General features: G+C 24.9%; 22 protein-coding genes and 1 other RNA gene. 15 read left to right on the top strand and 8 right to left on the bottom strand.

Annotated elements, in window-relative coordinates:
- Positions 1-6: 6 nt before the first annotated feature.
- The 6 genes from topA to tig all read left to right on the top strand — a co-directional run bounded on the left by topA (position 7) and on the right by tig (position 6551).
- A complete protein-coding gene (gene topA / locus AC27EK_RS00590; protein ID WP_487231431.1) occupies positions 7-2019 on the top strand; it encodes a type I DNA topoisomerase in 2013 nt (670 codons plus the stop codon).
- A 167-nt stretch (positions 2020-2186) separates the two neighbouring features.
- Complete coding sequence (gene trxA / locus AC27EK_RS00585; RefSeq protein WP_487231430.1) at positions 2187-2495, top strand: thioredoxin; 309 nt, start codon at positions 2187-2189, stop codon at positions 2493-2495.
- 11 nt (positions 2496-2506) lie between these two features.
- On the top strand, positions 2507-3331 hold the full coding sequence (locus tag AC27EK_RS00580; RefSeq protein ID WP_487231429.1) for a Cof-type HAD-IIB family hydrolase: 825 nt from the start codon (positions 2507-2509) through the stop codon (positions 3329-3331).
- Positions 3332-3336: 5 nt separating this feature from the next.
- Complete coding sequence (locus AC27EK_RS00575; RefSeq protein ID WP_487231428.1) at positions 3337-4782, top strand: hypothetical protein; 1446 nt, start codon at positions 3337-3339, stop codon at positions 4780-4782.
- A 52-nt stretch (positions 4783-4834) separates the two neighbouring features.
- Positions 4835-5062: an acyl carrier protein gene (locus tag AC27EK_RS00570; RefSeq protein ID WP_487231427.1), complete on the top strand. Its 228-nt coding sequence runs from the start codon at positions 4835-4837 to the stop codon at positions 5060-5062.
- Between the two features lie 196 nt (positions 5063-5258).
- Positions 5259-6551: a trigger factor gene (gene tig, locus AC27EK_RS00565; RefSeq protein WP_487231426.1), complete on the top strand. Its 1293-nt coding sequence runs from the start codon at positions 5259-5261 to the stop codon at positions 6549-6551.
- A 43-nt stretch (positions 6552-6594) separates the two neighbouring features.
- Here tig and AC27EK_RS00560 read toward each other — a convergent pair whose 3' ends face one another.
- Entirely contained in the window at positions 6595-6870 is a 276-nt protein-coding gene (locus tag AC27EK_RS00560) for a hypothetical protein (RefSeq protein WP_487231425.1), read from the bottom strand.
- A gap of 162 nt (positions 6871-7032) precedes the next feature.
- Here AC27EK_RS00560 and AC27EK_RS00555 point away from each other — a divergent pair, with 162 nt between their 5' ends.
- On the top strand, positions 7033-9258 hold the full coding sequence (locus AC27EK_RS00555) for a hypothetical protein (RefSeq protein WP_487231424.1): 2226 nt from the start codon (positions 7033-7035) through the stop codon (positions 9256-9258).
- Between the two features lie 87 nt (positions 9259-9345).
- Here the strand turns inward: AC27EK_RS00555 and rnpB are convergent.
- The 5 genes from rnpB to der form a co-directional block, all read right to left on the bottom strand.
- An RNA gene (gene rnpB / locus AC27EK_RS00550) (RNase P RNA component class B) lies at positions 9346-9685 on the bottom strand.
- A 51-nt stretch (positions 9686-9736) separates the two neighbouring features.
- On the bottom strand, positions 9737-10126 hold the full coding sequence (locus AC27EK_RS00545) for a hypothetical protein (protein WP_487231423.1): 390 nt from the start codon (positions 10124-10126) through the stop codon (positions 9737-9739).
- A 13-nt stretch (positions 10127-10139) separates the two neighbouring features.
- A complete protein-coding gene (locus AC27EK_RS00540) occupies positions 10140-10487 on the bottom strand; it encodes a hypothetical protein (protein ID WP_487231422.1) in 348 nt (115 codons plus the stop codon).
- Positions 10488-10499: 12 nt separating this feature from the next.
- On the bottom strand, positions 10500-11480 hold the full coding sequence (locus AC27EK_RS00535; RefSeq protein WP_487231421.1) for an NAD(P)H-dependent glycerol-3-phosphate dehydrogenase: 981 nt from the start codon (positions 11478-11480) through the stop codon (positions 10500-10502).
- A 1-nt stretch (position 11481) separates the two neighbouring features.
- Positions 11482-12819: a ribosome biogenesis GTPase Der gene (der, locus tag AC27EK_RS00530; RefSeq protein WP_487231420.1), complete on the bottom strand. Its 1338-nt coding sequence runs from the start codon at positions 12817-12819 to the stop codon at positions 11482-11484.
- Between the two features lie 91 nt (positions 12820-12910).
- Here der and AC27EK_RS00525 point away from each other — a divergent pair, with 91 nt between their 5' ends.
- From AC27EK_RS00525 to AC27EK_RS00505, 5 genes are all read left to right on the top strand, one after another.
- Positions 12911-14026 carry a ComEC/Rec2 family competence protein gene (locus AC27EK_RS00525; RefSeq protein ID WP_487231419.1) on the top strand — a complete coding sequence of 372 codons (1116 nt, stop codon included), beginning with the start codon at positions 12911-12913 and terminating at the stop codon, positions 14024-14026.
- A 33-nt stretch (positions 14027-14059) separates the two neighbouring features.
- On the top strand, positions 14060-14488 hold the full coding sequence (mraZ, locus tag AC27EK_RS00520; RefSeq protein ID WP_487231418.1) for a division/cell wall cluster transcriptional repressor MraZ: 429 nt from the start codon (positions 14060-14062) through the stop codon (positions 14486-14488).
- Complete coding sequence (gene rsmH, locus AC27EK_RS00515; protein ID WP_487231417.1) at positions 14478-15413, top strand: 16S rRNA (cytosine(1402)-N(4))-methyltransferase RsmH; 936 nt, start codon at positions 14478-14480, stop codon at positions 15411-15413. Before mraZ ends, rsmH begins: the two co-directional genes overlap by 11 nt.
- Positions 15414-15515: 102 nt before the next feature.
- Positions 15516-17846: a class I tRNA ligase family protein gene (locus tag AC27EK_RS00510; RefSeq protein WP_487231416.1), complete on the top strand. Its 2331-nt coding sequence runs from the start codon at positions 15516-15518 to the stop codon at positions 17844-17846.
- Positions 17847-17934: 88 nt separating this feature from the next.
- Positions 17935-19878, top strand: a complete 1944-nt coding sequence (locus AC27EK_RS00505; protein WP_487231415.1) for a hypothetical protein — start codon at positions 17935-17937, stop codon at positions 19876-19878.
- Positions 19879-19912: 34 nt separating this feature from the next.
- On the opposite strand, the gene AC27EK_RS00500 is transcribed toward AC27EK_RS00505, so the two are convergent.
- Positions 19913-21592 carry a hypothetical protein gene (locus AC27EK_RS00500; RefSeq protein ID WP_487231414.1) on the bottom strand — a complete coding sequence of 560 codons (1680 nt, stop codon included), beginning with the start codon at positions 21590-21592 and terminating at the stop codon, positions 19913-19915.
- A 33-nt stretch (positions 21593-21625) separates the two neighbouring features.
- Complete coding sequence (locus AC27EK_RS00495; protein ID WP_487231413.1) at positions 21626-22264, bottom strand: LemA family protein; 639 nt, start codon at positions 22262-22264, stop codon at positions 21626-21628.
- 110 nt (positions 22265-22374) lie between these two features.
- Between AC27EK_RS00495 and AC27EK_RS00490 the strand changes: the two genes are divergently transcribed.
- The 3 genes from AC27EK_RS00490 to yihA are packed head-to-tail and all read left to right on the top strand — an operon-like array spanning position 22375 to position 24018.
- A complete protein-coding gene (locus AC27EK_RS00490; protein WP_487231412.1) occupies positions 22375-23169 on the top strand; it encodes a TIGR00282 family metallophosphoesterase in 795 nt (264 codons plus the stop codon).
- A gap of 46 nt (positions 23170-23215) precedes the next feature.
- Positions 23216-23443, top strand: coding sequence for a YneF family protein (locus AC27EK_RS00485; protein ID WP_487231411.1), 228 nt, complete (start codon positions 23216-23218; stop codon positions 23441-23443).
- Positions 23443-24018: a ribosome biogenesis GTP-binding protein YihA/YsxC gene (gene yihA / locus AC27EK_RS00480; RefSeq protein WP_487231410.1), complete on the top strand. Its 576-nt coding sequence runs from the start codon at positions 23443-23445 to the stop codon at positions 24016-24018. Before AC27EK_RS00485 ends, yihA begins: the two co-directional genes overlap by 1 nt.
- The last annotated feature ends 6 nt before the right edge of the window (positions 24019-24024 follow it).

Here is a 24024-nt window from a genome sequence, read left to right as displayed (position 1 = left end):
AAACAAATGCAAAATCAAAAAGATCTTATTATTGTTGAATCTCCAAATAAGATTAAAACTATTCAATCGTATGTAGGAGATAAATACAATATTCTAGCGACTAGTGGACACTTAAGAGAGCTAAATAAGAAAAAGGGTTATGATGAAGAATTTAATCCTATTTGATCAGTTATTACTGATTCAAAAAAACAAGCTAAAGTAAAAGCTATTATTTCTGACATTAAAAAACATGCTAAAGAAGCCAATAAAATATATTTAGCAACTGACCCGGATAGAGAGGGTGAAGCTATTTCTTGACACGTTTGAGATATATTGACTGAAAAAGATAAAAAGAAATGTGAAAGAATAACTTTTAATGAAGTTACTAAAAGTGCCATTTTGGAAGCCATTAAAAATAAATCAGGCATTAATTTTAATCTTGTTCATTCTCAATTCACTAGAAGAATTATAGACAGAATGATCGGATATAAACTTTCTAATTATGTAAGAAAAAACTTGAATGCAATTTCTGCTGGTAGAGTTCAATCTGTTGCTTTATTGTTTATTGTTGAAAGAGAATTGGAAAGAAGAAGATTTGTTCCTTCTAGCTGATGAGAAATAGAAGCAAAAATTTTTACAGATGTTAAATTGAGTTTTGTTGATTTAGAAAAAAAATTCACTCCTTACAAAGATGCACCTAACAGTCTTAAAAAATTCAAGTTTGGAATTAAAGAAGAAGCTCAAAAAGTTTATAATTCATTAGGCCATGAGTTTGAATTGGTTAAAAAAGCAAAACCTACTAAAACAACAGGAGAAAATCATAATCCATTAACAACCGATAAATTGTTACAAATAGCAGCAACTTCGCTAGGTTGAAGTGCTAAAAAAACAACTTCTGTTGCTCAAGTTATGTTTGAAGGTGTTGAAATAGACAACAAGCAAACTGCATTAATTTCATATCCTAGAACTGATTCTCAAAGATTAAGCGAAGATTTTATTAATCAGTCTAAAATATTCATTGATAAAAAATATGGTCCTGATTATTATGAAGGCTTAAAGGCAACTGTTAAATCTAAACAAAAAATACAAGATGCCCATGAAGCTATTAGGCCTATTGATTTATCAATAATGCCATCTAATTTAAATTTAACTGCAAGTTCTAGAATTAATGCATCTGATATTCAAAAATTATATGAACTTGTTTGAAATAGAACTTTAATGAGTTTAATGAAAAAACCTATATTCCTAAATTGTGGTTTATATTTCAAAAATAATGGTCATGATTTTTTTACAAATCATAAAACCATTGAATTCGATGGTTATTTAGTTTTAAGTAATTTCAAAAAATTAAAAGAAGAACTAAGCAAAGCTTTTCCAGATCTTACATTAAATACTATTTATAAAACAAAAGATATAGTTCTTTCAGAACATGAAAAACAACCACCTCCTTACTATACAGAAGCGACATTGATTGCTGCTTTAAAAGATTCAGGTGTCGGAAGACCCTCTACTTATTCTTCAATGGCTAGAATAGGAGAAGAAAGAGGATATGTTGTTAATGAAAATAAAAAGTTAATTCCTAATGAATTAGGAATGAATTTAATAGATTCATTAGTTAAAAATTTTTCTAATATTATTTCAAAAGAATTCACTGCAGAAATGGAAGCTAATTTAGACAAAATTTCAATAGGTGAATACGATTGAAAAGAAAGACTTAATAAATTCTCGCCAATATTTGAAAAAGAACTTAAAAATGCTTACTCAAATATAATTAAAAAAGAAGATGAGTTAGTTAATAGAAAATGTCCCGAATGTTCTAATGAACTTGTTTATAAAATTTCTAGATACCAAAAGAAGTTTATTGGATGTTCAGGCTTCCCTGCATGTAAACATTTAGAATCGATTGAAAAACCAGTTTATTTGGAAGAAAAATGTCCCCAATGTTCATCACAATTAATCGAAAGAAAATCTAAAAAAGGACAAGAATTCATTGGATGTTCTGGTTTTCCTAAATGTAGATTTATCAAATCAAAAGAATAAAAAAGGTAAATAAAATAAATACAAAATGAAATTTTTGTGTTTATTTTTTTTATTTAACTATTCTAATTATTATTTTTTTTCAACTTATATGATTAAATCAATTAAATTAATATTTTAATAAATGATATTATTAAATAACATTATTAATAACAAGAAAGGTCATAAATATGATTTTTATTAAAACAAAAGAAGAATTAACAGAACTTCTTAAATCAAAAGAAATTTCTGTTGTAAACTTTTTCGCAACATGATGTGGACCATGTAAAATGATGATACCTGTTTTTGAAAAAGTAAACGAAGAATTATCTTCAGAAATCAATGTATGTAAAATCAACATTGATGAAGCTCCATCTCTAGCAGAAGAGTTTGATATTAAAAGTATTCCAACAACTGTTTTCTTTAAAAACGGAAAAGAACATTCAAGACATGTTGGATTTTTAGATTTCGATTCATTAATTAAAAAAATAAAAGAGTAAATAAAAATATTATGAGATTTTCTATTTTAGCCCTTGATCTTGATGGAACATTAGTTACCAAGAGAAATAATGTTTCTAAAAAAAATAATTTATCTTTACAAAAATATATTTCTAAAGGTGGAATGGTAATTTTTGTAACGGGAAGATCATTAAATTCTGCATCTTCTGTTTCAGAAAAAGTTGAAAATAGTATAGATTACACAATTCCATATTTATGTTCTTTAAACGGAGCGTTAATATATGATAATGTAAATAAAAAAATTCTTTATGAAAGAAAAATTAAAGCGGCTATTGTAGAAGAAATTTTTAAAATTGTTAAAAAGAATAAATTAGGAATAAGTTATTATTCAGAAAAAGTCTTAAAAGAAAATAAAATGCCTGTATATGGTTTTGGTTTTTTTCCAAATATTATTTCTTCTTTTAAAGGCGGAACAAAGATTGTTTCATGAGAAGAAACAATTTCTGATGCTTATAAAATAAACGTAATTAAAAAGTTTTCAACTAATAAACTTTTTAAAGTTTCTAAACAAATTGCTGAAAAATTTTCAAATGAAGTTGATGTTTCAATAACTACTGATTATGTGGTTGAAATAACTCCTAAAAACATTAATAAAGGTTCAGCTATTCAATTTTTAAGCGAATTGCTTAATGTTGAAGCAAAATTGTTTGCATCAATGGGAGATTCAGGTAATGATTATGAAATGTTTAAAAAAACAGGATTCAATATTCTTATCGGAAAACCTAAAAACAAAAATATTCTTTTACTAACAGATGAACACATAACTTCTAAACAGAAGAATGCAGTTTCTGTTGCTATAAACAAATTTATTATTTAATTATTATGACTCAAACTCCAATTCCTCAAAATATAATATCTCATTATTCAATTTGATTAACAGATCCGAAATCTATTTCTTTTGTGTGTATAAGTTCAGCTTTAATGTTGTTAATAGGTGTGTATTATTTAACAAGTTATTTTTTGAATAAGAATAAATCAAAATCAAAAATTGTAAACAAAATATTTAAAACCTCATATGCTAATTATATTTCTTTAATATTAGCTATCATTATGGGTTTAATATATGGTTCTTTTACAAATTATGCCAATTACTATTCAGGAAAATCTCCTGATTGAGTTTGACAAATCATTTCATTTCAATATGCATTTGGTTCTTGAATAGTGGCATTTATATTATTTTCTTTAATTATTGCTATTCCTTTTGCATCATTAAAAAGTTTCAGAAAAATAATAGCAACAAATTCTAAAAACGAAATAATTAAAAAATTAATTTGAATCACTTTTATTAGTGGTTTGGTATTAGCAATATCTTGTCTTTTCTTTGTAATTGGATTAAATAATCAAGATACTAGTTTATGACCATTTTCATTAGAAAATAATCATGATATATTTTTCAAAACTATTAAAACAATTTATCAAAAAGTATTTTTGACACAGTGATATGCTATTGCTTTTACTCTTTGATTAGTTATTAATTTTGTTGTTTTCTTATCTATCGCATTGGTGGAAAAGAAGAAAAACAAAATTCTTATTAAAAGTATGAAAGAATACGAAGCAACAATTTCTAATGATATTCCAAAAAGCCCTTTTGAATCTTATTTAAAATATACAGAAACTCCATTTAAATTTTTTGATGCATTTGGAAGTATATGTTTATATATGTTTTTTACGGCATTTATGATGTTTAATATAAGAGAATTATTTACACACATCGGTGTTGTATTCACTATGGTTGTTATTGTTGTTTTATTATTAAGTTTATTAATGTTTGCTAAAGGTATTTTTAAATTTAAAAACAAAAAAACATTTGCAAAAGAATTTTTATTATTAACTATTAATACATTAATAAACAAAAAACATTATTTCAAAGATGAAGATATAAAAAATAATTACTATAAAACTTCAAAACATTATTTTAATATAGCTCATACTATTATTATAGGTACTGTATTTACTGTATTTTTAGGTTTCAGTAATTTAACTGAGTTTGGAAGCACAAACCTAATTGTAGGTGCTCCTGGGTACAAAGATTCATTTATAAATAGTGCCCAAAGTTTATTGTTTTGATTATTTATATGAATAAGCACAATATTATTCACATTCTTAGCTGCAGAATCTAAAAAACAAGGTTCAATTATCAAAAACGGAATAGGTTCTGCTGCTCATGCTATTACTCCAGGTCTTCAAACTGGTTCTCTTTCATTCATGGGATCAATACTAAAAAGAATGTGTTCAATTGTAGATGAACAAGCCAAAATAGTTTATTAACAAGTTATAAAATTTCATATATAATTAATTAAAAATAAAAAAGAAGATTATTATGGATATTATAAAAATAATACAAAAAATCGCTAGTCAAAACCAAATAAAATTAGATGTTAATAATCTTGATACTAATTTAAAAGACATCGGAATAGATTCACTTGCTATGATGAATTTGATTTTTAAAATCGAAGAAGAATTAGGTGTAACTATTGATGATGAAAAATTAGTTAATATTAAGAATCTTAATGATCTTTTAAAGGCACTAGAAGAAGCAAAAAAATAAACACATTTGTGTTTATTTTTTCTTTATTACTTAATTTATAGAATTAGTTAATTAATAGAATTCATTAAAATAATTATGAATATAAAAATAAAAAAAACACTTAAAATTAAAAGATTTAATTAATGCTCTTTTTATAGTTAAAAATATTGTAAAATAATAATGGTTTATAAATATATAAAAATCCATAGGAATTAATATGAAAATAATTAAACAAAATGACGAAAAAACAAATGTTAAATTTGAAATAGAAGTTAATAAACAAGAATGACAAGCTTCTGTTGAGAAAAAAAGACAAGGTCTAGCTAAAAATATTAAAATTGAAGGTTTCAGAAAAGGAAAAGTTCCTTATGAAATTGCTAAAAAATATATTAATGATAACGAAGCTATTTCAAGAATCATAAATGATGTTATTAATGACAATATAGCCAAACTTGAAGAATCTAAAGAATACAAAAACAATAATTCAAGCATTCTTGAAGGAAGTACAGTAAATGTTGTTAAATTATCTAAAGATGAATTCAGTTTTGAATGTATTTATGATAAAGTTCCTGAAATTGAATTAAAAGATTATAAAAACATTAAAATTACTGAAAAAAAACCAACTAAATCAAACGATAAAGAAGTAAATGTTGAAATTGAAAAAATGTTGAAATATTCTAAAAATATTTCAGATAAAAAAGAAGGTAAACTTGAAAAAGGCGACATTGCTATTTTTGATTTTGAAGGATTTAAAGACAAGAAAGCATTCCCTGGCGGAACTGCAAAAGATTTTGAATTAGAAATTGGTTCAAATCAATTCATACCAGGTTTTGAAGATAAAATGGTAGGAATGAAACTTAATGAAGAAAAAGAAATTGAATTAGAATTTCCTAAAGATTATCATGAAAAAACATTAGCAGGACAACCCGTTATGTTTAAAGTTAAATTGAATAAAATGAAATCTGCTAAATTACCTAAACTTTCAGAAGAATTTGTTGCTAAACAAAAAATCGATGGTGTAAAAACTGTTGAAGAATTCAAAAAATATATTTCTGATCTTCTTTATAGAGAACAACATCAACAATACAAAGAAAAAGCATTAAAAGAAATTGTTGATTTCTTAGTTAAAAATACAACTATCTCTCATTTGCCTAATTCATTAATAGAAGTTCAAAAAAATCAATTAATGAATTACTATGAACAAGAACTTAAAAAACAAAACATTACAATAGATCAATATCTAGAATTAACAAATTCTACTAAAGAAGCATTTGATAAACAAATCCTTGAAGAAGCTAAAAAGGCCGTTACTATTTCATTAGTATTTGATAAAATTTCTGAAATTGAAAAAATTAAGGTTCAAGAAAAAGAAATTGATGAATATATCGAAAAACTTACAAAAGTTTATGGTGGTGATTCAAAATCAATAAGAAAAATGATTGGTGATGATACTTCAAGAATCTCAGAAGAAATTCTACAAAATAAAATAGTTGATTTTCTAATTAAATAATAAAAAAACCATCTAACGGATGGTTTTTTTTAATGTAACTTAATTATTGATTAATTTTCAAATTTATTATTCTAGTACCGACATTGTTTGAATATTTTGTTTCAAACTCAATGTAGTAATAATCTTTATCAAAATTTTTGTTGAAATCGTTAAATCAAATTTTATAACCCAATATTTTATATTCTTTTTTATAAATTTTAATTTCATTAAGATGCTCGTATAAAGTATTTCAAATTTGAAATCAATTTGTTTTGAAGTTTTTTTTATTAGATTCTTCAAAAAGTTCGTCAGCAACACTATCAATTGTTATTTTTTTCATAATATTTCCTATTCAAAAAAATATATGAAACTATGAATTAAACTTTGAAAATTACATTGTGTTATTTAAAAATTATTATATAGCAATTAGTCTTTTTGTACTGATTAAAACACTATTTTCTTTAAGAATGTATAATAAATTTATAAATATAAGGTGTGTAAAATGAAAAAAATTAATAAAAATCTAACAAAGAAAATACTTGCTGCATTGTCTGTTGGATTAATAACAACAGGTATTGTTATAACTGCAACTGCATGTTCTTTGAAAAAACCCAATGAAAATAGCAACGCAAAAAATATAATAAATAATTTAAATAATGTTGTTCTACCATCAAATATAGAACTTACAAATCATCCGGCTATAAAGGAATTTATTTTATTGAATAAAAATAAATTATTTACAAAAACTAATTTAGAAACTATTGAAGATATTACTAAATTAGACATTATGGTTGTTCCAAATGATGAAATAATCTTAAATTTCATGATTAAAAATGAACCCGTAACAAATTTAAAAATTAAAATTACTAAACTTAATAAAAAACTTGAATTGAATCAAACTTATGAAGTTAAACTTGATTCAACTTTTGACAATAACTTAAATTCAGCTAACGATATTATAAAAACAACAATTTTTAAAAATAAGAAAATTATTTTTTCAAAAGGAACAATAGTTGATCCTGGTGATATTATTATCAAAAACAAAGTTTTAGATACTATTAATAATGAATTAAAAGTGCTTGTTTCTATTTATTCACAAGAGTTTAATATCGTTTTAAAAACAATCCCCAAAATTCCTTCAACACAAAATTATTTAGAAGAGATCAGTTCATCTGGTCAAGGTAATAATCTTAATTCTTCTGCTTATTGATCAGTTGTTGAAAAATTAGGATTAAACTTTCTTGATCTAGTTTCTAATTATGATGAAACAATTTTAAATACAACTTTAAATCAAAATCCTAATTTTGAAAATATCACAGTAAAAATTGTCGATGGTTCTTCTGATTACAGTGGTATTTTAAAACTTCAATTAAATGGCCAATATAAATCTATACCTATACCAGCCAATACAATAATTACTGTTAAAGGATTTATTGATTTTTCAGCGCCAAATGCTATTGACTTTAGAAGTTATGGATTAGATGAAAAGAAAATATTTGACGATTTGCAAACTCAAGCTGATGTTCAAAAATGACAAAAGCAAGATTGAATTAATTATTCAACAGGAATTGTTTTAAATTTAAGAACAAGTATTGATAGTGTTTCTACTACATTTGAACAGTCAATAGCTCTATTGAATAAAACATATTTAGAGACTATTACATTAAATTCTACTAATTTGAAAATTAAATATAAGATACATACTCAAGAAATGATTAACAACGTATGAACGAAAAGGAAATTAATATATAAAGAAACTAATCCAATCTCTGATCTTGTAATTAATCAGAAAAAGGCGTTGAATTATATTATTGATTATAAAACTGATTTAATTTCAAAAGACAATTCTACTAAATATGCAAGCTCATATTATTCAAAATACAAAAATTTATCAAATTCTTCAGAAGTTGAAGTTGGAAATCTTTTATTAAAATTAAGCATGACAACTGATGAGAAAAAAGCATTTATGAATAAATATTTCCCTAACGAAAATAAAGAATATTCAATTCATTTTGAAATTCCAAACAATTGATTATTTATTGATGATTTTAATGGAAAAATGAAATTTCACGCCTATGCATATTTTGGAGATATAAATACTAAAGAATATTTATCTGCTAATGAAAAAATATTCGACATTAAAGATTTCAAAAAATTAAATGCAGTTCAAGAAAAAGCAGATTCAATTGTTAAATCTAAAGGAAATTTTATAACTGATTCTAAAAGACTAAGCAATACAAAACGTGCTCTTAAAAAAGATATTAAGGAACTAAAAGATCTAGCATTAACTAATAATAATCAAACTGAACCATTAACAGCGACAAACCCTGCCTCATTCTTAATTGGAACTGAACCTGGTGATAATTATTTGAATTTATATAATTCTGAAGCAGATCTTCAAAATAGAATAAGCAACATTCAAATGAAAAAGGAATTATTTGAAGCTAGAAGAATAAATATATTTAATTTTTCTAATAGTTTAGGATTCTTCCAATCAATACAACCTACAGATAGTTTATATTCTGATATGTTTTTCATTGAATCTGCAGGAATAAGAATAGATAAAAATAAAAAACCCACTTTAATTTATACTCCTTCAACAAAATCTTTTGTTTATACACTACCTGTAATTGTTGAAATGAACTATGCCCCAAATGAATATGAACAGGGCGGCACAAGCAGATTTGAATACAAAAACTTCAATGTTCTTTCGTATTGAACAGAATAAAATTAAAATCACCTTACAAGCAGGTGATTTTTTATTTGTAAATATTTTATATTAAAAAAAACACCTTAAAGGTGTTTGATCTTGACAAGATATAAGCCGCATTCTGTAATGATGAACATCGTTAATTATTTATCTACATATATTGAATATATGTCTTTTGTTTTCTTCAGTTCGAATTCAAAAGTTCCCATACCATAATTTTGGTTTCTAGCTTGCGGTGTTTACCCCGTTTCACTCCATAAATTGCTTTATGGCTTCGTCACTGTGGCACTTTACTGAAAGTTGTTGAGTCATAGACTCCAAAACTTTCTGACGTTAACTGATCAAGTTACTATACTTTATTTGAGTATACAACAATCACTACAACCATCTCAGGTTGTGCTAGTGCGGACTTTCCTCTGCTTATTAGCAGCAATTAACCACTTGTCATTTAAATATTATATATAAAAAACATTTATTGTAATAAGTCTTTTAGTGCTTATGATTTATATGTTTTTCTTGAAGTTTCTTTTGATTCTTTTTTTGAATCTTTTGCTTCTTCTTTTTTAGTATTTGAATTTTTCATATTATTCATTTGTTCTTCGAATAAATCAGGATCAAGACCCTCAAATACATCTTTAAATTTTGTCAATAAATCTTCTACATTGTTAACATTTTTCATCATATTTTGAACATCTTTCATCTCTTTTGAGGCTTGTTCCATATTTTTAGTTGCATCTGTAGTTTTTATTAAAATATCTGCTAAAAATTGTTCAAACGTATGTTCTTCTTCCAAATATTCTATTTTTTTGAATTCTTCATAAAATTCATGAAGCTTTGTTAATTCTGAATCATTAAATTCCAATATTATTCTTTTTTTATTGCTCATTATATTCTCCTAATTAGTTTATTTTTTTAAATTCATTTTTAAGATTATTTTCGATGATTGATTTAAATTCATTATATACTTCTGTAGAAAGTTCAAAAACAATTTCTCTGTTAATTGTTCTTAAAATGAAAATTAAATACATAAAATCAGTGAAAGCAAAAGAAATTGCATTATTATTCTTTATTATTATATAAGCACTTATATTGAAAAAATGCTCTCCTTCTTCAATATATTTTTTGTTTTTTAATATCTTTTTAAAATTTGATTCTTCCATTATTCCGTTAAAAACTTCTTTGTTTTTTGTATTTTCAATAGCTAACATTGGTGTTGGATTCAATCCTGGTGTATAAATTAATTTCATATTTTTCCTTTTTTAAATACTATCTCAAATATTCTTTAAGAAATCATCAACATCGATTTTGAAATTCAATAAATCAATTAAATTCGAAAAGAATATAGTTTTTATTTTTTTGTCTTTTAAAAGTTTTTCCAAAGAGGAGATTGCGTTAAGTCCCTCAACTGTGAGATTTGCACATTTTTCATTTGCTTCTTTAACTCCAAATTGTGCCACACACTGTCCGTATTTAAAGTTTCTTGATTCATCACTTGAACACGTCAACAAAATATCACCTAAACTGAAAGGTTCAATTAATTCAAAATCAGAAACCTTATGAAAACTATTGGTTATTGTTTTTATTTCTTTAAAACAAATAGTTATTAAAGCACAAAAGGTATTTTGAGATTGATACTTGTTTTTAACTATTGACATTCCAATTGCTACAATATTTTTCATGCTAGCTATTAAAGTTGCTGATGTTTCATAACTTAAATCTAGATAAGAAACTTTAAAATTATCATTATTTATTATTGATTCAAATTCATGAAAAATAATATCTGAACTACAAATAAGATTAACAAGAGTTTTCTGATTTAATATTATTTCTCTGGCAAACGAAGGCCCACTTAAAAAAGCATAGTCTGTTACCTTATCAAAATTTAAAAAATAAGAAGATCAACTTTCTTTTTCATTAATTCCTTTTGAAAGATTTATTAATTTTGTTTTATGCTTATAAATTTTTATGAATTCTTCTCATGTTGATGTTATTACTTTCGAAGGCAAAGCCATTAATATGAAATCATATTTTATAGACGATGCTTCTTCATAAGAAACAAAAACGTTTTTAGGTCTTAATAATTCAATATCTTGAAATGCTTTTGATTTTTTATTAAGAAGTTCATTTTTTATATCGTTTTTATAAGTTAAATAATAAACATTATTTTTATTTTTTTGAATAGTTTGACCTATTGAAATTCCAAAAGCGCCAGCACCTATAACTAAAACATTCTTGCTCATCCTAATTTTTGTTTCTTTCTCTTGCATTTTTATTTTTTCAATAAAGAGTGACCGGTATTTTATTTAACCCAAAAGTTTCTCTTATTTTATTTTCTATATATCTTGCATAACTAAAGTGTAAATATTTTGTATTATTACAAAAGACTACAAAGGTTGGTATTTGACTTTTAACTTGTGTAAGATAACTTATAGTTAATCTTTGTCCTTTAAAAATTGGTGCCTGTTGCATCATTTGTGCTTTTAGAACAACTTCATTTAATATAGAAGTTGAAATGTGTTTTTGTAGTTGTTCTTCAATTTCAAAAATAGTATTAAATATTAGATGTATTCTTTTTTTATCCAAAGCACTAATGAATATAATTGGCGCTCATGCCAAAAATTTAAATTTAGATCTTATTTTTTTGGTAATTTCATCCATGGTGTTAGAGGTCTTGTTTTCAACTAGGTCTCATTTGTTTGCAATTATTATTGTTGGAATATTTGCTTTATAAGCTAATCCACCAATAACTTCATCTTGTTCTTTAAAATCTTCTGAGCAATCCAGCATTAATATTATCAATTTAGATTTTGCAATTGCCATTTCGGCCCTAAGAATAGAATATTTTTCAACTTTTTCTTGAATTTTTCCTTTTCTTCTAATTCCAGCAGTATCTGAAATTATATATTTCTTTTTGTTATAAATGAATTTATTATCAGTGCTATCTCTGGTTGAACCTGGTATATCACTTACAATTACTTTATTTTCGTTTAATAATGAATTTACTAAACTTGATTTTCCAACATTTGGTCTTCCTATAATACAAAATTTATAAGCGTCTTCATCTTCTTCTTTTGTAGTCAACAAAGTTTCAGATTCTTTTATTATGTTGTCTAATAAATCACCAATACCAATTCCATGTTCAGAACTTACATAGGTTGGCTTTCCAAAGCCCAATCCATAATATTGATTTTGTATATCTAATGAATTAGTTGATTCTGATTTATTAACTACAACCATCACTTTTTTATTTTTTGCATTTTTCTTTAATAGTTTTGCAATATATTGATCATTTGAATCAACGCCTTCTTTATATGAAATTACAAACAAAATAAGTTGAGCTTCTTCTATTGCAAAATCAACTTGCTCGTTAATGTTTTTTTGGAAGATGTTGTTTTCATTAGAAATTCCTCCTGTGTCAATTAGTTCAAACTTTTTAGTAAGTCAAGTAACAGTGTCATATATTCTATCTCTTGTTACTCCTGGACTATCTAAAGTTATTGATTTTCTTTTTTGAATGATTCTATTGAATAAAGTTGATTTACCAACATTTGGTTTACCCACTATGGCTACTGTTAACATTTTGTTTGTTCCTTCTTGATAAATTGATTTTATCACTTTTTTTGTATTAAATAATTTAGTAAAAAGCTACTTTCCTGCGTATTTATTATGTATGGAAATTAAAAAAAATAAATACATAATAGATAGAGATATTATTCTTTTATTGATAAGTTCTATTGTTACTTTTTCATTTGTAGTTAAAAACCAATTTTATATTGGTATTTTCTTTATATTATTATATTTTTTTATATTTCTTTGTATGAAAAAAACTATAAAAGAAAAAACCATATTTTTTAGTTTATTTTTTATTTTTTGTTTAATTTATTGTTTGTTGCCTAATTGATATACATATAAAAAGTATTCTCATTTAATTAAATTCGATGATCATTTTTTTATTATTAGAAATAAATTATTTGATTATCTAGACGATAATTTTAGTGAAAATAATTTATCTAGTTTTTATAAATTTTTTTTATTTAACTTTAAAGATAAAAATTCATATGTGTTGTATAAAAAACTTTCAAATCTTGGAATAAGTTTTATGTTTGTTGTTTCTGGTTTTCACATTAATTTAATTTTCAAAGTTATTGATTATTTATGTTTTAAAAAAATCAAAAAAATTCAAATTAATATTCAATTATTTATAATTCTTTTTTATGGTTATTTCATTGGTTATTCGTTATCTGTTTTAAGAATATTTTTTATGTTTTTATTTAAGAGGTTCAAAGTAACAAAAAAATCTTCTGATTTATTATCGGCTTTGACTTTGCTTTTTATTTTTTATAGGATTTCTACTAATTATGGTTTTTTGATGATGTATTTGTGTGTTTGTATTATTAGATATATTTCGAAACAAAAAATCAATTTTTTAATGCAAATTTTGCTAATAAACATATGTTGTAATCTAATTACTTTGCCCATTATTTTGGATATGACAGGAAAATATAATGTATTTTCATTATTTTTTTCATTGTTTTTTTCTTCATTTGTTGCAATTTATTATTTCTGATTATTAATAACTTTTTGAATACCTGACATCATGCAATTTCAAAGCAATATTTATACATTATTACTATATATGGTCGATTCAAGCATTAAATTTAGCTTTATATTAACTATAAATTTTGTTAATTCATTTCTTATTTATTCATATTATTTTATTCTTATATTTTTATCACAACTCAAAAAAATTAAAAAAAATGTGAAATTATATTCATTTTATGTATAATAAATATTGTCCAGTGGGCAATAGTGGGAGAAAGTGGTGCTATTAGGAACGTATGAACATACAATAGATTCAAAGAATCGTTTAACATTACCATCCAAAGTTAGAAACGATTTCAACGAAGTTGTTATGATTTCTATAAGCGTTGATAATTGCATCGAAATTAGAACTCCTGAAGACTATGAAGCTTATTATGGACAATTAAGTGCGCTGGGCGCTTTAAAAAAGAAAGTTAGAGAATTGCAAAGAATGATTTCAGCTTATACGTATGAAGTCAAAATTGACTCTTCTAATCGAGTACTTTTACCAGAATTCTTAACACAAAATGCCAAGATTACAAAATCGGTGGTTGTACTTGGTGTTAAAAACAAACTTGAAGTTTGAGATTCAAAAACTCATTTCAAAAATAGAGATGAAGTTGTGCCTGAATTATGAAACATAATGGAAGAATTTGATGACTTTTAATAGCAATTTACATATAAGTGTTTTATTAAAGGAGACTATTGATTCTTTAAATATCAATCCCTCAGGAATATATGTCGATGCCACTCTAGGAAGAGGCGGACATTCGGCAGAGATATTATCTCGACTTAATTCAGATGGCTTGTTGATCTGTATAGATTTGGACGATGAAGCTATCACATACTGCAAAAATAAATTCAAAAATGATAAGAGAGTAATTCTAAAAAATGATAACTTCTCTAATATCAAACAAATTTTGAACGATTTAAAAATTAATCAAGTTGACGGTATAGTGATAGACTTAGGTGTTTCAAGTCCACAGTTAGACAATCACCAACGTGGATTTAGTTATATGAAGAATGGGCCATTAGATATGAGAATGGATCAGAAACAATCATTAACTGCTTGAAAAGTGGTAAATGAGTTTCCATTTAATGAATTATCAAAAATATTTAAATTCTATGGAGAAATAAAAAATCCATTACGTGTTGTAAACAGCATAGTTGAAAACAGAAAGTTAAAAACTATCGATACGACTTTTGAACTGAAAGCAATTATTAGAGATTCTTTGTCATTTAAAGAATTGAATGCTAAAAATAAGCATCCTGAAAAGGTATATTTCCAAGCGGTTAGGATAGCTACTAATTCCGAATTGGATTCTATTAAGAAATTTTTAGAAGATTCACGTTACCTTCTTAAGAAGAAAGGTAGACTTGCTATAATTTCCTTTCATTCTATCGAAGACAGAATAATCAAAAAAACTTTTATGAATTTGTCAGAGAACAAGTTACCCAAAGAAATACCACTCAATGAAGTATGATCTGAATTCAGTTTGATTAATTTTAAACCTATTCAAGCTTCAGCTGATGAAATTTCTAATAATAAAAGAGCTATTTCAGCAAAATTACGTATTATAGAAAAAAAATAAACTGTTGAAGAACAACGGTTTTTTTTATGTTCTCGATTGATTTTTATATAAATATCTAATATAATTAAATTAAATATTTATATAAAAATAAGTAGATACAAAATGTATAATCATCACAAAATAGAAAAAAAATGACAACAAATTTGAGAAGAAAAAAAATCTTTTCAATTTAAGGATTCTAATAATCCAAAATATTATGCTTTAGATATGTTTCCATACCCTTCTGGAACGGGTTTGCATGTTGGTCATCCTAAGGGATATACTGCAACTGATATTATAAGTAGATATAAATTATTAAAAGGCTTTGATGTGCTTCATCCAATAGGATGAGATGCATTTGGATTGCCTGCTGAACAATTTGCAATTAAGACTAACAATCACCCAAAGGATTTTACTTTACAAAATATTAATAATTTTAGAAATCAATTAAAAGATATTGGTTTTTATTTTGATTATGACAAGGAAGTAAACACAACAGATCCTCAATACTTTAAATGAACTCAATGAATATTTACTAAATTACTTGAAAACAATTTAGCAGAACTTAAAGATATTGAAGTTAATTGATGTGAAGGTTTAAACACGGTTTTAGCCAACGAAGAAATTCTTATAAACAGCAAAGGTCAAAGAGTGTCTGAAAGAGGAGAATTTTTAGTAACTAAAAAACCAATGAAGCAATGAGTTTTAAAGATTACTGAATATGCTGATAAATTGTTAGATGGACTTGAAAATTTAGATTGATCTGAAAGTCTTAAAAATCTTCAAAGAAAATGAATAGGTAGGACAGAAGGATATAATCTTAGTTTTAAAACATCTAACAATAAAGAATTAACCATATTCAATATGAACTTAGAACATTTAAACGAAGCTTCATTTGTTATTATTTCTCCTACTCATGAGTTGCTTAATGATTATGAATTGAATTCAGATCTTAGAGAATATATTAAAGAATTCAAAAATAAAACAGATAGAGATTTATTAAAACAAATTAATAAACAATGTTTTAAATTGAATATTAATGTTATTCATCCCACAACTAAAAAGGAATTACCTATTTATGTTAGTGATTATGTTGTGGGAGTTAAAAACTCTACTTCTCATTTAGCTATTATTCCATTTGATAAACAAGATACAGAATTTGCAAAACTATTCAAATTAAATATTACAGAAACTAAAGAATTATCTAACAAAGAAAAAGAATCTAATATTTCTAAATACTCAAAACAACTTAATTTAGAATTAAGTACTAAATATAAACTTAAAGATTGATTGTTTAGTAGACAAAGATATTGAGGAGAACCTTTCCCGGTTTATTATGACGAAAATAATAATATTTTTATAGAAAAAAATTTACCATTATTATTACCAGAACTTGAAGATTTCAAACCAAGATCAAACAAAACTCCATTAGAAACTAAAACAGAGTGAATAGAATTTGAACTTAACAATAAGAAATATAAAAGAGACAAAAACACAATGCCACAATGAGCAGGTTCATGTTGATATTACTTAGCATACATTTTAAAACAACCTGATGGTAGTTATATTGATTTGAATTCAAATAAAGCAAAAAAATTATTTGAAAGATGATTGCCTGTTGATTTATACATAGGCGGACAAGAACACGCTGTTCTTCATTTGTTATATGCAAGATTTTGACATAGATTTTTATACGATATAAATATTGTTCCAACAAAAGAACCATTTCAAAGAATTATTAATCAAGGAATGATTCTTGGTGAAAACAATGAAAAAATGTCTAAATCAAAAGGAAATGTAATAAATCCAGATGAAATAATAAATTCACATGGTGCAGATAGTTTAAGATTATATGAAATGTTTATGGGACCTTTAACATCTTCCTTGCCTTGAAAAGAAGATGCCTTGGATGGAACTAGAAAATGATTAGATAGAGTTTATAGAATATATAAAGAAATTGATTTAACAATATTACCTGAGAATCAATTAAAAGAAGAAGATAGTAGACAGGCAAATTTATTAATTAAAAACGTTTCAAATAATATTGAAAACTTTGAATTTAATTTAGCTATATCTAATATGATGATTTATATAAATCATCTATATAAAACAAAAACTACAAGTATTAAAAATCAAAAAGATTTTTTAATAATATTATCTATATTTTGTCCTCATATTGCTGAAGAATTAGGAACGGCCTTCAACTTTGATGGTTTGGTTTTTGAACAAGAATGACCAATTTATGACAGTTCTAAATTAGAACAATCTACAATTCAAATTCCTATTATGTTAAATAACAAATTAAAAACAACAATAGAAATTAAAAAAGATTTAAAAAAAGAAAAAATTCAAGAAATCGTTCTTGATTTAAATGTTGTAAAAGAAGAAATAAAAAATAAAGAAATTAAAAAAATCATTATTGTAATCAATAAAATAGTTAATATTATTTTTTAAATATTATTATCTTATGTAAAAAAGTTTCAATCTTTTCATTATAATAAAGTAATATATAACAATTATTGTTAAAAGAATGGTGTGTTCGATGAATTTAAAGAATAAATTATTGATATCTTTTGGATCGGTAATACTAGCCGGTGTTGTAATAGTTACTCCAATTGTTGTTACAAATGCAAATATAGTACCTTTTAAAAACAAAGCGACGACGTTAACGATTAAAAAAAATATAATAAATGCAAATAAAAATTATGACTACAATACTTTTGTTAAAGAAATAAATCTTGAATTAAGTAATTTTTCTAAATCTGGAATAATAGATGAGAAAAAAATGCCTATTTTAAGTGTTCTTGGTATTCAAGTTAAGAATTGACCAAAAACAGATGGAAAATTATCTATTAGTAATTATATTGATGATTTACCTCAAGAAACTTATGCTGGTGCCGGAAATCTAGGTGCAAGAATTTCTACTTCTAATTTAACAGAAATCTCTTTTAAGATAGTAACTACAGGTAAGTTTTTTGTAACTTCTAATTCTTATGTTGAAAAACTTTCTACAGAAATAATTCATGTTACTAATTTAAGACCATTAAGTAGTGAATTAAATTCTAGATTATTAAATCCTGCTGATTCAAATTTCTTTGGTCCGGGAGCTGCTCACAAAGTTTATGATTCTAAAAAACCAATAACTGCTGATATGATGATTTCAGATGATCTTTTGATCAAAGAATGAATACGTAAATCAGTAGTTGATAAGAATCAGATAGAATATTTCCCTAAAGAGCAATTCTATTTAAACATAGTTAAAAAAACAAAAATATCAGATTTTGCTATTTCTGTTGATTTTACAGTTCCATTTTTTACTTCTATTGTTGATGCAAATAATCCAGCGATTCAACATGGTCAATACTTTTTAGAAAGTGAACCACAACAATATAGTATTTATTTCTCATTTCCAGTTAAAAAAATAGATCAAAGAAAACTTTCGGAAAAAATTAATAAATTATCAACACCTTTAAAATTTGATTTTTATCCAAACCCACTTGAAATATCTAGTCCTGCAATTAGTACTTTGTCAACTGCATGAGCATTTGACGTTGGTAAAAACAAGACTACAAATGATTTAAATTATTATTTAGCTACCGGCAAAGAAGCAACAGATTTTGTTTCTGTAATTAAAAACGACATTTCAACAAACCCAACTTCGTTATTTGGTACTGATATAAATAATTTTGAATTTACAGTGAAAACTTCTTTATCAAGATCACTTTTCAATAAGAGTTTAAACTCTTTCTTAAATTCACCTTGAGATATTAATTTGCCAGTTCTTAAATATTTTTATGATGCTAATAAAGATACTTTTGCCGTTGGAGATTTAATTACATATAAATATGTAAATGGTGTATTACAAACAGCGACAACAAGAAAACCAATAGAAGTTCCAGAAAAAATTCCAGGATTTGTTGAAATTATTAATTTTGGTAATACAAATAACAAACCAACTTCAAGCAATATAGATCCTAATTTATCAATAATTTCTATAACTTCTGATGACAAACTTTCAAAATCAAAAATGTTTAAAGCTTATAATGAATATTGAATAAAAAATAGAATTTCTCCAATATCTGAAAGTCAAATGAAAGAAAACGATGAAGCGATACTTGCTGGTTTACCTTCAATTAAAGATTGACCAATATTAGAAAATGAATTCAAAAATAAATTTGGTTCTGTTTTTGTTAGTTCAAGAGTTGGTGACGAAAAATTCTCTATTATCCCAGAAGGCAACAATACATCAAGCGTTACGTATGATTTTAATAATTTGAAAATAGGTTCAGGCGCCATAGGTTCAATGTTACTTAATGAAAAAGAACAAATAATTGGTATTTATATTGGTTCTTCTGAATCACATAACGGTACAAATAATAAATTAATCGGACATGTTCTTAATTTCTCAAAAATGGATATTTTAAGAAATTGAAAAAGTTATCTATCGACAAAACAAGAAATAACAACATACTTAAAAACATTATAAAAAACAAAAAAATAAACGACTAATATCAAGGCGTTTATTTTTTATTTTCTAATAATTTTGCAATTCTTATAAATTCATTTTTTAATTCTGGTTCTAACTCATCTTTATAAGATATAGCTATATAACCATAAACTAAACTTACGTTAATTTTTTTATTTAAATTTTCAATAGCTTCTAAAACATTTTCTGTTGTATTGTTTCTTATATGTTTAGAAAACATACTAAAGAAATGTTTGTCGCTATTGATTTTAATAAATGATATGTTTAAATAATCATTTATTGGAATGTATTCATCATATTCTATTTCAACTCTTACTAATTTTTTTGCTCTTACAGAATAAACCATTTTGCTAGTATATCTTTTTTCTAAAGTATAACTTTTACCATAAAAAGTTGAATGATATATATCTTTATTATTTATGTTCTCTCTGTTAACAGAAGTAACTTCATTGAAAGTGTCAATGTCACCAATTATGACTTTTTTATTTATTATTTCTCTTAATATATAATGAGAAATAGAAACTAGGTTTTCTTCTTCTTTTTCATCGTTTTCTATTTGATGAATTAAATGTCTATGATCTTCTGATTGAAGAAGAGTGGTCATTCAATTGAAGTTATTGGCATTGTACATTCCATTTGCATATAGCAAATACTTAGCTTTGATAGATTCTAATAATTCATCTAAAGTAAGTTCGGGTTCTAATATAAGTTCTTCTAACATTAAAAATAATTCTTTAAAAAATACATTAGATTCTTCGAATTTATTTTTAATAAAAGTTTTGGTTTTAGTTCACTCGTGTTCAGGAAGAACATTTTTTGAATTATCTGTTTCTATTAAATAAGTTTCTTGTGTAAATGGTGTAAAGAACATTCTGAATTGAACTTCATTTGTTCTTCATCATTTAAATTCTTTATTAAATTTGGCATTTTCCAAAGGTGAAAAATCATTTTTTTTATCAAAATTACTGATAAGTCTTTTATCGCCTTTGAAATCAAATTCAAGATCTTGACAAGATTCAACAAACGTATATGAAAGATAATCATCTCAAATGTCATAAGCAATATGTTGATATGAAGCATATACAGTGTCGGTTTTGTTTTTTACATTTCCATTAAAATCTTTTACAGTATAAGAAACACATTCGCTTCCGGTGTATGTTTTCATATATTCTTTGTGCGACTGTTGAGCTGAATGAATAACAATAGAGTTATTAATTACACCCCAATGACTACTTGAAGAGTTTATATTTTTGTTATTAGGTATATCAAACAAAGTAGATTGCCTGATGTTTCTAATAAAAGCAGAAGTTAAAGGGCCTTTTTTCTCATATTTAAGAACTTTGTTAACTCCTTTTAAAATTTTCATTTCGTCAAAATTATCAAAGATTTTTTTGTTTGCATTTAATTTGTTTTCTTTTTTTTCTTTTATAATCAACAAAAGTTCTTTTTTTATATTATCTAACTCTTTGTATTTTGTTCTTGCTTTTTTAAAAAAAATAAAAAAACCAGGAAAAACACTAAGCGGTATTAATACTCATTTGTAAAGTCAATGCTTAAATTTTTTATGTTTTGTCTTGTAATTGTTTAATGATTCAATATATTCATCATAAGCAATCAGAAATTCTTCTTTTAGTTCTTTTGAAAGAAACAGATTTTCATAATCATTTAGAAACGTTTCGACGGAGGGCTTTAATTCCTTATCTCATATTTTCATTTTTATCCTTGTTTAAGAAAAAATAAGTTTAAATTAAAAATTTAAACTTACGTCTTTCTTATGCTCAGCGCTTGCAGCAAATAAAGGAATAGCAGAATATTTTAATTTAGCCGTAACAACGTTTAAAGGAAAATTATAAATTTGACCATTAAACATAGTAACATCTGCATTATATAGTCTTCTAGTAGCAGCTATTTCTTTTTCTATTAAAGTTGTTTCATTCATTAATTTTCCAACAGAAATATCAGCACCTAATTGTGGATAAGCTTCAAATGACATATTAATGCCACTTGAAATTTTGTCAATCGCTGCAGATTTTTCAGTTATTGAAGTGTTTTCTGAAATTCCTGAACGATACTTTGCTATATTTTCTAAAGTTTCTTTATTAAATTTAACTTGTGATTTAACTGCACTAACTAATTTTGTTAAGGTGGCAAATCTTTTTTCTAATTGTACATCTATATTAGAAGCACTTTCGTTTATTTTAATTTGTAAATCAACTAATTGATTGTGTTTTACGATTTTTCAAATGTAGAAAAAACCTAAAGTAAATACTATAAATAAAATAAAAGCGATCTTTTGACCCTTTGAGGCTTCAACAATTCCCATATTATTATTAACAGTGGTTGAATGCCCTTTCTCTTCTTGTTTTTCTTTTCCAGAATATAACATTATTTATCCTTATTTTTAATTTTTTATATTTTAATATTATAAACAATATTTAATGAATGAATTAAATATTCATTCAATGGTACAATAATAAAGAAGAAAGATTTAATAAAATGAAAATTTTAATGATCGGTGATATTTTTGGAAAAACTGGAAGAAGATCAGTTTCAAAAGAATTATCAAAAGTAAAACAAAAATATAATGTAGATTTAGTAATAGCAAATGCTGAAAACACTACACATTGTAGAGGTCTTAATCTTAAACATTACAATGAATTATCTAATTATGGAATAGATTTTTTTACTATGGGAAATCACACATGAAACAAAGAAGAGATTTATGACATATTAACTACTAAAAATAATATTGTTAGACCTCACAATATGATTTCGACTTCACAATATGGAAAAACCGGAATCGGTACACAAGTTATTAACTTTAAAAACAAAAAAATAAGAATTACTAATCTATTAGGTTCAAGCATTCCTTTTAGAAATTTGCAAGAAAATCCGTTCTTGTCTTATGATGAAATTTTAGAAAATGATGATTCTGATATAAATATTGTAGATCTACATGCAGAAACAACAAGTGAAAAGAATGCATTTTTTAAATATTTTCAAGGTAAAGCTACAGTTATTGTAGGAACTCATACTCATGTTCAAACAAATGATGCAAGAATAACAAACAATACCGCTTATTTAACTGATCTTGGTATGACGGGTCCTGCTAATGGTATTATTGGAGCAAAACCGGACACTTTAATAGAAAAATTTAAAGGTAATCAAAGTTTTTTTGTATTAGAAGATGCAGAAGGTCAATACCAATTTAATGCTGCATTAATTGAAATTGATGATAAAACTAATAAACCAATTTCAATCAAACCAATTTTTATATTCGAGCAAATATAAAATATTATAAAATTAGTATATTATTATAGAAAATAAAGGATGAATTATGTCAGCAGGCGCAATAGCGGGTATAGCAATAGGATGTTTCATAGGAGCATTAATTATCGGTTTAATAATAGGTTTTTATGGTGCTAAAAAAGTATTTGAAAAACAACTTAAAAAGAACCCACCAATTTCAAAACAAACTATAAGAATGATTTATAGTCAAGTAGGTAGAAAACCAACAGAACAACAGGTTAATGATATTTTTAGAAAAGTGTCTAAAACAAAATAATGAATGCTACTTTCATAAAATCGGCTAATTTTGTAAATCAATATCATAAAGATAAAAGATCACAGGTCTGTTTTGTAGGAAGATCTAATGTTGGTAAATCATCGTTGATAAATGCTTTATCTAATAATTCTAAATTAGCAAAAACTTCTTCTAAACCAGGACACACAAGATTGGTTAATTTTTTTGATTTTAAATCATTTGTGTTGGTTGATCTTCCTGGTTATGGTTTTGCTAAAACTAATAAGGCAGAACAAGATCTTATAAACAACCTTATAGTTGAATATTTAAATTATGGACATAACTTAAACTTAGTAGTTCAATTGATTAACATTGATGTAATAACTGAAGAAGACAAAAAAATGTGTTCTTTTTTAAAAAAACAAAATGTTAAACATTTAATCGTTTTAACTAAATCCGATAGAGTTAGCAAAAGCCATTTTGATAACAATAAGAAAAAAATAGTTAAATATTTAAATCACAATGAAGAAGATATATTGGCAGTTAGTGTGAAAAACAAGACCAATATAGACAAATTGTTGTCTATAATTAAAGCAATGACATCGAGAGAAAATTAATCCTAA

This window comes from Ureaplasma rhincodontis, assembly GCF_057537535.1.
This window is presented reverse-complemented; position numbering and strand designations above follow the sequence as displayed.